Source organism: Micromonospora sp. WMMD735, from assembly GCF_049178995.1.
Lineage (GTDB): Bacteria > Actinomycetota > Actinomycetes > Mycobacteriales > Micromonosporaceae > Micromonospora > Micromonospora wenchangensis.
Genome location: NZ_JBMHMJ010000002.1, coordinates 1,999,104 through 2,011,407, shown reverse-complemented (window position 1 = coordinate 2,011,407; position 12,304 = coordinate 1,999,104). Strand labels below are relative to the sequence as shown.

The 12,304-nt window shown below is 74.1% G+C and carries 8 protein-coding genes; all 8 read right to left on the bottom strand.

What is annotated here, in order from left to right:
• Positions 1–21 precede the first annotated feature (21 nt).
• Positions 22–849, bottom strand: coding sequence for an ABC transporter permease (locus ACN268_RS08700; protein ID WP_240762851.1), 828 nt, complete (start codon positions 847–849; stop codon positions 22–24).
• Positions 846–2,015, bottom strand: coding sequence for an ABC transporter ATP-binding protein (locus ACN268_RS08695; protein WP_421482622.1), 1,170 nt, complete (start codon positions 2,013–2,015; stop codon positions 846–848). The genes ACN268_RS08700 and ACN268_RS08695 overlap by 4 nt, the downstream gene beginning before the upstream one ends.
• 55 nt (positions 2,016–2,070) lie before the next feature.
• Positions 2,071–3,132, bottom strand: coding sequence for an alpha/beta hydrolase family esterase (locus tag ACN268_RS08690; RefSeq protein WP_421482620.1), 1,062 nt, complete (start codon positions 3,130–3,132; stop codon positions 2,071–2,073).
• 144 nt (positions 3,133–3,276) lie between these two features.
• Positions 3,277–5,106 (bottom strand): hypothetical protein, encoded by a 1,830-nt coding sequence (locus ACN268_RS08685; RefSeq protein WP_421486847.1) that lies wholly within the window; start codon positions 5,104–5,106, stop codon positions 3,277–3,279.
• 88 nt (positions 5,107–5,194) lie between these two features.
• Positions 5,195–6,157 (bottom strand): sulfotransferase domain-containing protein, encoded by a 963-nt coding sequence (locus tag ACN268_RS08680; RefSeq protein ID WP_421482619.1) that lies wholly within the window; start codon positions 6,155–6,157, stop codon positions 5,195–5,197.
• Between the two features lie 26 nt (positions 6,158–6,183).
• Complete coding sequence (locus ACN268_RS08675) at positions 6,184–7,008, bottom strand: alpha/beta fold hydrolase (RefSeq protein ID WP_420117642.1); 825 nt, start codon at positions 7,006–7,008, stop codon at positions 6,184–6,186.
• 2 nt (positions 7,009–7,010) lie between these two features.
• Complete coding sequence (locus ACN268_RS08670; protein WP_204923167.1) at positions 7,011–7,319, bottom strand: acyl carrier protein; 309 nt, start codon at positions 7,317–7,319, stop codon at positions 7,011–7,013.
• Between the two features lie 59 nt (positions 7,320–7,378).
• Positions 7,379–12,289, bottom strand: coding sequence for a beta-ketoacyl synthase N-terminal-like domain-containing protein (locus tag ACN268_RS08665; protein ID WP_421482618.1), 4,911 nt, complete (start codon positions 12,287–12,289; stop codon positions 7,379–7,381).
• Positions 12,290–12,304 lie beyond the last annotated feature (15 nt).

Here is a 12,304-nt window from a genome sequence, read left to right as displayed (position 1 = left end):
GGACGGTGGGGGTGCGGGTGGTCACTGGATCGCCCGCCGGGTGAAGCAGCGGACGCTGACCCAGGTCAGGACGACGGCCACCCCGGTCAGCACGGTCAGGCACACCCACGCCGGCAGGTGCGGCACGCCGGGCAGCAGCGCCCCGCGCACCCCCTCCGAGACGTACGTCATCGGGTTGAGCGCGGTGACCACCTGGTACCAGGGCACCGACGACAGCCGGGGCCACGGGTAGTGGATGCAGCCGGTCCAGATGATCGGGGTGAGGATCACCGAGAAGGTCACGTTGATCCGCTGCACCGGCAGGGTGGTGGCCAGGCTCATCCCGATCGCCCCGCCGATCCACGCCCCGAGCAGCGCCACCACGAACGCCAGCGGCAGCCCCGCCGGCCGCCACGGCGCGGAACCGACCATCAGCGCGCCGAGCGGATAGATCAGCACGGCCGCGAGCAGCCCCCGGATGGTGGCGATCACCAGCTTGCCGATCGCGACGTACCCGGTCGGCAGGGGCGCCATCAACCGGTCCTCGATCTCCATGGTGAAGCCGAACTCCTTCACCAGCGGCAGGGCCACGCTCTGCAACGCGGTGGTGAGGGCGGCCAGGGCGATGATGCCGGGCAGGAACACGTCGGCGAAACCACGCCCGACGAGGCCCTGGCTGCCCAGCACGGTGTCGAAGACGAACAGCATGAACAGCGGCGTCAGTCCGACCTGGACCAGGATGACCCAGAGTTCCCGGCCGGTGACCATCAGGTCGCGGCGCAGCACCGCGGCGAACACCCGCCCGGTCCCGGGCCGGGAGGGTGGCGTGGCCGTCGGGCGCAGCGGGGTCGGGGTGTCGAGAGCGGTCACCTCGGTTGCCTTCCGGTGAGTTCGATGAAGACGTCCTCCAGGCTGGGTTCGCCGACGTCGACGGCGTTGACCGCCGCCGAGCGGGCGGTGAGCACGGTCACCGCCGGGCCGAGCAGCGTCGCGGGGTCGCCGGCCAGGTGCAGGCGGATGCGCAGCCGGCCGCGACCGCCGTTGCCGGCCGCCCCGCCGCCGCGCCCGAGCAGGCCCGCCCCGGCCAGGGCGGCCAGCCGGCCGGCGCCGGGCCGCCCACCACCGGCGGCGAGCGCGGCCAGCATCCCGGCCCCGCCGGCCCCGACCCCGGCCAGCCCGGCCGCGGCGCCGCCCGGCCGCCCACCGGCCGGCACGGTCGGCGTCGCCACCCGTTCCGCCTTGCGTACGCCGGGCAGCTCGCCCAGGGCGGCGCAGAGCGCGTCCGGGTCGTCCCCGCCGGCCGGGGTGACCGTGAGGTCGAGCAGCGCGTCCCCGGCCAGGCCCCGGACCAGGGCGGTCGGGGTGTCGAGGGTGAGCAGCCGGCCGTGGTCGACGATGCCGACCCGGTCGACCACCCGGGCCGCCTCGTTCATCGCGTGGGTGGTCAGCACGATCGCCACCCCCCGCTCGCGGAGTTGCCGCAGTTGCCCCCAGATCAGCAGCCGGGTCTGCGGGTCGAGGGCGTTGGTCGGCTCGTCGAGGAAGAGCACCGCCGGCTCGTGGGTCAGCGCGCGGGCGATCATCAACCGCTGCGCCATGCCGCCCGAGTACGCCTCGATCCGCCGGTCGGCCCGCTCGGTGAGGCCGAACCGCTCCAGCAGCTCCGCCGCGCGGGCGTGCGCCTCCCGTCGCCGTACCCCGTGGTAGGTGGCGTGGTAGACGAGGTTCTGCCGGGGGGTCAGCGCCCGGTCCAGGTTGTTGTGCTGGGGCACCACGGCCAGGTGGGCACGGGCGGCGGCCGGGTCCCGGCCCACGTCGACCCCGCAGACCACGGCCCGGCCCCCGGTGGCCCGCAACCGGGTGGTCAGGATGCCGACGGTGGTGGACTTGCCGGCCCCGTTCGGCCCGAACAGCCCGAAGATCTCGCCCGGCGTGACCGTGAACGACAGCCCGTCGACCGCGTTGGTGTCGGTGCGGGGGTAGCGCTTGACGAGGTTGTCGACCTCGACCACGGCCGGCCCGTCTCTGCTGGGCATCTCAACTCCTGTCCTGAGGGGGGTGCGGGTGCCGACGGGGCCGGCGGCGGTGCCGTCAGCCGCCGGAGGGCTGGGGGTGCGCGGCGAAGAACCGCCAGATGGTGTCGGTGGCGTTCAGCGCGGTGGAGGGGGGATCGAGGTTGAGCAGCTTCTCCGCCCGGGGCGGGTTGGGTCGGCCGCCGGGCCACTGGTGTCCGGCGTCGGCGACGGTGATCAGCTCGACGGCGCGGCCCTGGGCGCAGCTCGCGGTGGACCGGGTGACCGGCCCGTCGGTGGTGACCTTCGGCGCGCCGCAGGAGTCGATGCTGCGCCAGCGGGCGGCCAGCTCGGGGGTGGGCGGCCCGTCGATCTTCACCGGGTTGCGTCCGGTGCCGCCGTTGTCCCGCCGGCCGGGCCCGCCGCCGTACGGCATGGTCTGGTCCTGCTGGCCGTGGATGTGCAGCACCGACACCGGTTTCGGGTCGGCGCACCGCCCGGTGAGGGTGCTCGCCACCGCGCCGATCGCGGCGAAGGTGGTGGTGTCGCAGACCAGCTTGTAGGCCAGCAGTCCGCCGTTGGAGATCCCGGTGACGTACCGGCGGGCCGGGTCGACAGGCAGTTCCCGGCCGACCGTGGCGACCAGTTCGGTGATGAACGCGACGTCGTCGACGCCGTCGCGGGCGGGTGCCCCGCAGCACTGTGGGCCGATGGCCCAGGCCCGGTTGAGCCCGTCCGGGAAGAGCACCAGGAACCCGTCCCGGTCGGCCTGGCCGGTCCAGCCGTACGCCTGCTCGGCCTGCTCGCCGGTGCCGGCCGCGCCGTGCAGCATCACCACCAGCGGGACCGGCTTGCTCAGGTCGGCCGAGGCCGGCCGGTAGAGCCGGTAGCTGCGTTCCCGCCCGTCCACGGTGAGGGTGTGCGTGGAGCTGCCGACGGGGGTGTCCGTCGCCGGCCGGGTGGCGTCGGACGGTGCGCCGGACGCCGGGCCGGTGGGGGAGTCGGCCCGGTCGCGGCGGGGACTGCACCCGGCCGGGGCGGTCAGGGCGAGCAGCAGCGCGAGCGTTCCCGCGACCCGGGCCGTGGACCGGCCGGTGCGGTGCCGCCCGACTTCAGGGCGAAAAACGGTAAAAGGCATCATATCAATACTTTCGCCCGGGAATGTTCGAGCAACGTCAGGGACGCGCCAGGATCCGGCAAGGGGCGCGCGGCACCAGCCGCGCCGGAGCGGGCCGGGGCCACCGGCCCGGCGACGACGCTGTCGCCGGGCCGGCGTCCCGCCAGCTCAGAAGCCCCGCAGCCGGAGCAGCTCCCAACCACCCTCGGGCACGTCGTCCGTCGGGTCGGCCCGCAGGTTCATCGGGTTCGCCATGCCCAGGTAGAGCGTCGGGCCGTCGGCGACCATGTTGCGGATGCCGTAGTTCAGGTAGTTGCCCAACCCGGTGTTGTCCACCGTCGTCGCCGCCTTCGTCGGTGACGAGAAGGCGTACAGGTCACCGCCGTAGACCGCCTCCGGCAGGGCGCTCGCGCGCATCCCGGCCGCGTCCATCGGCGCACGGGCCAGGTCGTCGGCCAGCGCCGGTGACAGGCCCAGCTCGGCGGCGGTCTCCTTGCCCAGCTCCTTGGCCAGGTAGCTCCAGTCCATCGTGCCGACGTACAGCTTCCCGCCGGCCACCACCATCTTCCAGGTGTAGTTGTTGTACGGGTTGCCGAAACCGGGCGGGCCGAACTTCGGCGTCTGGTGCGTCGACTGCAACGCCCACGCCCCGGCCCCGTTGTTGGCCGCCGGGTCGTACGCGGGCAGCTCCGTCGCGCCGTACAGCAGGTCGACCTTCTCGAAATGCGAGCCGAAGTTGCGACCCCGGTAGATGCTGATCGACCGCTGGGTGTTCTGGATGGTGGCCTGCGCCGCCGCCTCGTCCGCCGGCGGGTAGGTCGCCATGTGCACCGTGGTCGCCTTCATCGGCACGTGCATCGTGCCCCAGTAGAGGAACCCGCCGTAGGAGGCCAGGCCGCCCAGGGCGTACGCGCGGGCCACCACCGGGTCCGGCTCGTACTCCGACACGTTCCACACCTGCTGCCAGCCGTCGGCGTCCTCCGGGTTCAACCCCGGGGCACCCGACGCGAGCGGCGGGCTCATCCAGACCGCCGCGATGCTCGGCGGCGGGGCGGCCGAACCGGCGGTCGGGCCGGCCAGCTCGGCGTCCGAACCCGGCCAGGTGGTCACGAACAGCCGCCCCTGGTGGACGGTGAGGTCGGCGGCCTGCGCCGGCAGGTTCGCCACCACCGTGAACGCGAACGGGTCGGACTTGCTGCCCGTCCAGCGCAGCACGTTGCCGCGCTCGCCACCGTTCGCGCCGACACCCACACCGGCGTACAGGGCGTCACCGGCCACCGTGAAGTGCCGGATGTTGCCGTACATCGGGAAGTTGCGGGAGCCGAGGAACGCTCCGGTGTCGGTGTCGAACGCGAACAGGTTGACGCTGGTGCCCAGCGCCGGGCCGCCCAGCAGGGCCACCCCGTTGAAGTTGCCGGCCGCCCGGATGCCCGCGGTGGTCTGCAACCGGTTGGCGTCCTCGGTGGAGGCCGCCTTCACCAGCTCGGTCTTCTCGACCAGCTTGTTGGCGCGGGTGTCGTAGGTGTACAGGCGCGGCTGCCGGTGGTCGCCGAGGATCGGCGGTAGCTGCGGGTTGCGCTTGGCGACCTGGCTCTCGCCGTACTCGCAGACCCAGTCGTCGTTGACCGTCGGCGTGGTGTTACGCAGGGCCCGGCCGCTGGTCAGGCAGTTGACGTTCGCTCCGGTGCCGAACCACAGCATCTTGCCGGCCCGGGTCATCCCCCACAGGTACGCCTGGTTGACCTTGGCCTTGCCGTCGGCGCACGGCGGCCCGGCCGGGTACGGCAGCCCGATCCCGGCGAAGCACTCGTCCGGCTGGGCCTTGGCGAGCAGTTGCGGGCTGCTCTGCTGCGCGCCGGCCGCGCTGGCCGCGCTGCCGGGGTCGGCGGCGTCGAGTGGCGCACCGAGCGCCGCCGAGGGAACCGCCAACACCGACCCGAGCCCGAGTACGGCGACGGCGGTCGACAACCGCCGTGCGGAGAACCGGAGTGGATTCACCAACAATCTCTCTTTCGCAGAAAGGCGGACACCCGTTCCCGGGCCCGGCAAACCGGACCCGGGACGGGCAGGGACACACAGGGACCGCTCAGACGGCGGCCGGCAACTTCCGGGGAGCCGGGGCGACGACCCGCGACGCCATCCGCTCGGCCCACCCGGACGGGTCGGGGAAGTCCAGGAACCGGCCGAGCCCGGTCAGCTCGGCCACCGGGTCGGCGACCAGGTCCTCGTAGGACATCCGCAGCAGGTGCTCCGGGGGCACGTCCCGCAGCGCCTGGTCGGCCTGGCTGCTCATGAACGCGCACAACCCGAGGTAGCGGCGCAGGTCCTGACCCCGCTCGCGCAGCGCGTCGGCGGTCAGCCGGTCCGGCAGGTACGGCTGGAGGTCCTCCGGCACGGTCTGGTCCGCGCCCACCCGGAACGGGTCCAGCCCGCACCGGCCGAGGAACTCCACCCGCAACTGGATGAGCTGGAACGACGAGTGCCGGCTCATCGACCGGGCGGTGTCCTCCCAGTTGCGGGTCAGGTAGACGACCTTGCAGTCCGGGAAGCCCCGCAGCAGGTACGGCGCCACGTGGCTGGAGCCGCCGGAGCGTTCCACCCACCGGGTCTTGCCGGTCAGCACGGCGAGCAGGTCGAGGAAGTCGTGGTGGTGCTGGGCCACCGTCTGGGTGCGGAACTGCGGCACCCGCTCGGCGAGCTGGTCGAACAACGCGTCCGGGTCGGCGGTCAGCTTCGACAGGGTGATCGCCAGGATGCGCGGCAGCTCGGTCAGCCGGTCGGCCCACCGGCCCGTGGCCGGGTAGCGGACCTCCTTCGGCGGCAGCCCGATCCGGAACAGGGTGGACAGCTCCGCCTTGGGGCTGGCCAGCACCGCCCAGTACTCGTCACCGGTGAGCACCTCGGCGCTGCGGGCCCACGGCGCGACCGACATGAAGAACTCCTGGGCCGACAGGGTGTCCGGCTCCTCGTGGATCAGGTCGGACAACAGCGTGGATCCGCACCGACCGTTGCTGATGATGATCGACCGGCCGGTGATCGGGGTGTCCATCGGAAGACCTCCTGGGTGTCGCGTCGTCATGCGGTGGTGGATTGGGTCACGTCGAGCGAGCAGTCCTCGGCGAGCCAGGCGAAGACCAGCCGGCGGACCTCCTCCGGCCGGTCGATCAGCACCGTGTGCCGCTGGTCGGGCAGCACCTCGACCCGGGTCTGCGGCAGCAGTTCGCGGACCGCCGGGGCCAGCTCCACCACCGCCGAGTCCCCGCCGTACAGGCAGAGCACCGGGCAGCCGATCGCGGCCAACGCCCCGGCGGGCGGCAGCGGGCTCGCCGGCAGCTCCTGCGCCAGCGTGGTGTCGGAGAGCATCCGCTGCGTCTCGGCGGCCCGCTGCGCGGCGACCCGGCCCCGCCGCACCCCGATCTCGGTGACCGCCCCGTCGCGGGGCAGCCTCGCGGCGACCCGGGCGAGCCGCTCCCGGACCCGCCGCATCCACTCCGGGGTCGGCGGCGCCGACTCGATCGTCACGATGCCGGCGACCCGCTCCGGGTGCCGGGCGGCGTACCCGAACGCGATGGTGCCGCCGAACGAGTTGCCCAGCAACAGCAGCGGACCGGTGACGTCCTGGGCGGCCAGCAGCCCCGCCAGGTCGTCGACGAAGTCGTCCAGGGCGTACCCGGTGGCGGGACGGTCGCTGCGCCCGTGGCCGCGCAGGTCGTACAGGACGGTCGGGAAACCGGCCCGGGACAACGGCTCGGCCAGGGTGAAGTACCAGCTCGCCATGGTGTCCGACGCCATCCCGTGGATCAGCACGGCGGTCGGCGTCGGCCCGGTCCGGCCGTCGGCGGCCGGACCGGGGGGATCGAGCCGCTGCGTGTGCAGCGTGATCCCGTTCGCCCGGACCATGGTCACCGGCTGCCCGCCCCGACCTCGTCGGCCTGCCCCAACGACTCGGCGATGTGCGTCACGAGCTGCCCGACCTTCAACTCCCGGACGGTCTCCAGGTCGAGCTTGGCGACGAAGTGGGCGAAGTTCACCGTGTCGCCGTAGCGGGACTGGAGCCGGCCGGCGAGCGCGACCACGTCGATGCTCTCCATGCCCAGGTCCTCGGAGAACGTGGTGTCCATGGTGACCACCTGGTCGTCCGCGAAGTCGCCCAGCACGGCGTCGATCATCTCGGTGAGGTCGGCGAGGATGGTGTCCTGGGCCGAGGGCATGGGCGTTGCTCCTTCTGCTGATCGGATGGGTTGGGCGGTGCTGCGTGCCGGGTGCCGGCTCACGGCCGGGACACCCCGGGCGGGGTGGCGGGGGCCGGCTCCGGCCCCCAGGTCCAGGCGACGACGTACCGGCGCGGCGGCAGGTCCTCGGGGTTGGCGACGTCACGGTGGCCGACCCGGTACGCCCGACCGCCGATCTCGACGGTCAGCCCCGAGTCGGTGGCCGAGTAGACCCGGAACCGGCGCGGCGAGCCGTCCAGCCCGGTGCCCTCGGCCTTGGCGACCGCTTCCTTGGCCGCCCAGAACCGGGTGAACCACAGCCGGCGGGCCTCGACGTTCCCGCCGGCCAGCGAGGCCAGCAGGGTCAACTCGGCCGGGGTGAGGGCGAAGGTGAGGGTGCTCTCCGGGTGGTCGGTGACCTCCGCGACGTCGATGCCGACTCCGGGTCCCCCGGGCACCGCGTCGGGTGCCCGGCGGCGGGCGATCGCCACCCCGATCTCCGCACAGTGCGCCAGGGAGACGTCGCAGTCGCCGAGCCCCCGACCGGGCCGTCCGCGTACCCAGGGCCGGCCGTCCGGGTCGTTGCCGACGGTCAGCTCGATCGGGTAGATGTCGGTGTGGCCGTCCTCCCACAGCCGGGCCCGGACCGCGTCCTTGGCGGCGATCCGACCCAGCATCCACTGCTTGCGGGTCTTGGCCGGCTGCCGCTCGTAGTCGGCGTAGGCGGCCCCGCCGAGGATGCCCCGGGCGGCCATGCCCCGGGTGACCAGGTCGGTCCAGCAGTCGAACGCCATCGTCCAGCCCTCGGGCTGCAACAGCGACATCGGGTGCCGCTCGGGGAACCGCTCCGCGACCCGGGCCTGCGGGTGGCTGTCGAACCGGCGGTCCGTCGCGCCCTCGATCTCCGACCACACCCGCCCCTGGTAGCTGAGCTGGGTGTCGGCGACGAGTTTCCCGTCGTCGATGGAGCGGACCCGGGCGACGCACTCGAACGCCCGGCCGGCCGGCGGCGGCGGCCCGTAGAACCGCACCTGACCGAGCCCCACCGGCAGCGCCACCGTGCGGAACGGCTGGGTGGTGATCAGCCAGTTGCCGATGAGCTGCAGGGCGTTGTCCAGTAGCGCCCCCGGTGGCACCGGCGCGGTGACGATGCCGCGTACGTGCATGTCGCCGAGCGCGTGCACCTCGGTCACGCCCTGGAACTGCGGCCCGTGGAACATCAGCCGCTCCGCGTACATCTCGGCGGCGCCGAGGGTCGGCGGGCGTTCGGTGGCCGGGTCGTGGGTCCAGACCGGCGGCGGCGGCGGGTACGCCGCGCCGACCTCGATCGTCGCCCGGGCGTACCCGGCGAAGGCGACCGAGTACCGGTTCTCCCCGGCGGTGCGGACCACGATCTCCACGTCGGTGGCCGGTTCGGCGATCAGCCACCTGTTGAACTTCGCGTCGTGCACCGCCACCACCGGGACGCCGGGCACGAGCTGCTCCACCGCTTCCATCATGTGCGCGACCAGGGCGGTCGCCGGCACCACCGGCCACCGGTCCTCCGGGTCCGGCCAGTCGTCGGGCTGCACGAAGAAGCAGTGGTCCAGCAGGTAGGGCATGGTGTCCAGGGAGATCCGCCTGGTGATCCGGCCGACCTCCGTACCGGCCGCGCCGGTCGGGCGGACCGCCGCGGGCGGCGTCGCCGGGGTGACTGTCGGCTTCGCCAGCGGCGCGGCGGCCGGGGTGGCGGGAGCTGCCGTCCTGGCGGGGGCGGTCGGCGTGACAGGCCGCGCCGGGGTCGTGGTGCCGGCGGTGGCCGCACCCCGGGTGTTCTCCTTGAGCAGGGCGGCGAGTTCGGCCGCCGCGCTGGAACCGCCGGCGAGCCGGTGCAGTGCGTCCAGCGCGGCCGCCGGGTCACCGGACGGCGCGGCGGCGGGCTTCGCCACCCCGGGCTGCCCGGCCACCCGCGCGGCGGGCACCGGCGTCGCGGCCGGCGCAGCGGTCGCCCTCGGCCCAGCGGCCGGTGCGCCGGTGACTGTCGGCCCGGGGGCCGGTGCGGCGGGCGTCGGTGCGACCGCCGGCCGGGCCACCGGCGGTGCTGCCGCGGCCGGGGTCGATCCGGCCCGGCCGGTGCCGGCGCCGACCGGACGGGCGACACCGTCGCCGACGCCCGGCGTGGCCGCCGAGCCGTCGGCGACGGTGACCCCGAGCAGGCCGGCGGCGTCCGCGCCGAGGCGGACCAGCGGCCCACCGAGGTCGAGCTTCACCCGGGGCCCGCGTCGCGCGGGCTTCGCCGGGCCGTCCGCACCGGCCGGGGTACGGCCGGACGTGGCCGCCGGTGCGGCGGTGCCCTGCGGGGACAGCGCGCCCAGGTCCGGCGACGCCCCCTCCACCCACAGGGCGGTGGCGACCCGGCGCAACTGGTTCAGCCCGCTGCGGTGCGCGGTGTTCACCGGCATCGCCAGGTGCTCGCGCCCGCGCAGGTTGTCCCCGACCAGCGAGGCGAGCTGCCCTGCGCCGACCTGGAGGAACACCCGGAACCCGGCGGCGTACATGGCTTCGACGGTCTGCCGGAACCAGACCGGCTCCATCATGTGCCGGACGAAGATCCGGTTGACCTCCTCCTCGTCGGCGGGGAACGGCGCGTGCAGGGTCGCCGACCACACCGGCATCCGGGTCGGGTGCACCTCCCAGCGGCCCAGGGCGGCACCGATCGAGGTGAGCCCGTCGGCGAAGGCGGGGGTGTGGAACGCCGACCGGAACGGCAGCTTCTGACACAGGATGTTGCGGGTACGCAGCGCCTCGACGAGGCGGTCGACCTGCGGCTCAGGGCCGTTGACCACCGACTGGGCCGGGGCGTTGTCGTGCGACAGCACCACCCCCGGGTAGTCGCCGAGCAGCGGGGCGACCCGGTCCGCGCCGGCCCCGACGGCCGCGAAGACGTACCCGGAGACCTCCACCGAGTCGGCGTTGAACAGGTCGAGGAACTCGTCCATCGCGGCGGTGCTGATCTGGCCGCTGACCGCGGCGGCGGTCCACTCGCCGATGCTGTGCCCGGCGACCGCGTCGGGTCGTACGTTCATCCGGGCCAGCGCCGTGTCGAGCAGCTTGCCCACCTCGATCAGGCCGGCGCCGTGCCGGCCCAGGTCGGCAGCGGACCACTCGCGGTCCGGCAGGCCGAAGTGGGCGGCCAGGTCGGCGGTCCGGGGGGCGAACTCCGCCTCCAGGCCGGGGAAGACGAAGGCGAGCTTGCCGGCCCCCGGGCCGAGCAGCGGCTGCGGGCTGAACCAGATGTCCCGCCCACCCCGCCACGCCTGCCCCCGGGCCACCGTCTTGCGGGCCACCGCGAGCAGCTTGTCCGTCGGGTTGACGATGCCCAGCCGGGTCTGCGGCGGAGCCTCCCCGCCGGAGCGGGCGGCCAGCTCGACGCCGATGCGGCGTACCTCCTGGTCGTCGCGGTCCAGCAGCTCGGCGAGCCCGGCTGGATCCGACGCGGCCAGCCAGAGCACCTGGTCCGGCTCGTCGACGACGGCCCGGCCGGCGGCCGGGGCGGTCAGCCCCACCACCGGCTCACCCACCGACACCGGGGCCTGCTCGATGATCAGGTGGGCGTTGATCCCGCCGAACCCGAACGCGTTGACGCCGGCCCGGCGCGGGCCGTCGCTCTCCCACGGCCGGGCGGTGTCGATCGGGGCGAACCGGGTCGCCGCCATCTCCTTGCGCGGCGTCTCGCAGTGCAGGGTGGGCGGCAGCACCCCCCGGTGCACCGCGAGCGCGGCCTTGATCAGGCCGGCCACGCCGGCGGCCGGCATGGTGTGCCCGATCATCGACTTCACCGAGCCGATCACCGGGCGCGGCCCACCGGTGTACGGGCCGAACACCTCCGCCACCGTGGTCAGCTCGGCGGCGTCCCCGGTCGGGGTGCCGGTGCCGTGCGCCTCCAGCAGCCCCAGCGCGTCCGGGGCGGTCGGGTCGAGCCCGGCGGACTCCCAGGCCCGGCGGATCGCCAGCACCTGACCGGAGACCGCCGGGTTGAACATGCTCGCCGACTTGCCGTCGCTGGACACTCCGCTGCCGCGGATCACCGCGTAGACCCGGTCGCCGTCGCGCACCGCGTCGGCGTACCGCTTGAGCACCACCACGCCGGTGCCCTCGCCGATCAGCAGCCCGTCGGCGGCGGCGTCGAACGGTCGGATCTCGCCCCGCCGCGACAACGCCCGCAGCTGGTTGAACACCGACCAGAAGCTGATGTCGTGCACGTGGTGCACGCCACCGGCGAGCACCGCGTCCAACCGGCCGTTGAGCAGTTCGGTGATGCCCTGGTCCACCGCGATCAGCGAGGAGGCGCAGGCGGCGTCGATGGTGTACGCCGGGCCGCGCAGGTCGAGCCGGTTGGCCACCCGGGAGGCGGCCAGGTTGGGCACCAGGCCGATCGTCCCCTCCGGCTGGTACGGCCCGAGCCGCTCGTCGAACTTCTTGCGCAGCAGCTCCAACCGGGCCGGGTCGACGTCGGGGATCAGCTCCCGCAGGATGCTGACCACCTGGCTGGACATCCGCACCCGCTGGGCGTAGCGGGCCTGGGCGGGGCTGAGGATGCCGCCCCGGCCGAGGATGACGCCGATCCGGTCGCGGGCCGGGAGCCGGTCGCCGCCGCCCGCGTCGTCGATCGCCGCGGCGGCCACCTCCAGCGTGATCAGCTGGTCCGGCTCGATGTCACCCACCGAGGCGGGCATCACCCCGAACCGCAGCGGCTCGAAGGTGGCGAACTCGTCGACGAACCCGCCGCGCCGGCAGTACATCCGGTCGGCCCGGTGGGACTGCTCCGGGTCGTAGAACTCCTCGTCCCAGCGGTGGGTGGGGACGTCGGTGATCGCGTCGACCCCACCGATCAGGTTGCGCCAGTAGCTCTCCAGGTCACCGGCGGAGGGCATCAGGGCGGCCATCCCCACGATCGCGATCTGGCCGGGCGCAGCGGCGCCGTTGTTCATCGGTTCCTCCGACGG

What these genes read in the sequence shown, in the direction of transcription:
- ACN268_RS08695 (WP_421482622.1), bottom strand. Translation starts at nt 2,015, where the DNA reads ATGCCCAGCAGAGACGGGCCGGCCGTGGTCGAGGTCGACAACCTCGTC.
- ACN268_RS08690 (WP_421482620.1), bottom strand. Translation starts at nt 3,132, where the DNA reads ATGATGCCTTTTACCGTTTTTCGCCCTGAAGTCGGGCGGCACCGCACC.
- ACN268_RS08680 (WP_421482619.1), bottom strand. Translation starts at nt 6,157, where the DNA reads ATGGACACCCCGATCACCGGCCGGTCGATCATCATCAGCAACGGTCGG.
- ACN268_RS08675 (WP_420117642.1), bottom strand. Translation starts at nt 7,008, where the DNA reads ATGGTCCGGGCGAACGGGATCACGCTGCACACGCAGCGGCTCGATCCC.
- ACN268_RS08670 (WP_204923167.1), bottom strand. Translation starts at nt 7,319, where the DNA reads ATGCCCTCGGCCCAGGACACCATCCTCGCCGACCTCACCGAGATGATC.
- ACN268_RS08665 (WP_421482618.1), bottom strand. Translation starts at nt 12,289, where the DNA reads ATGAACAACGGCGCCGCTGCGCCCGGCCAGATCGCGATCGTGGGGATG.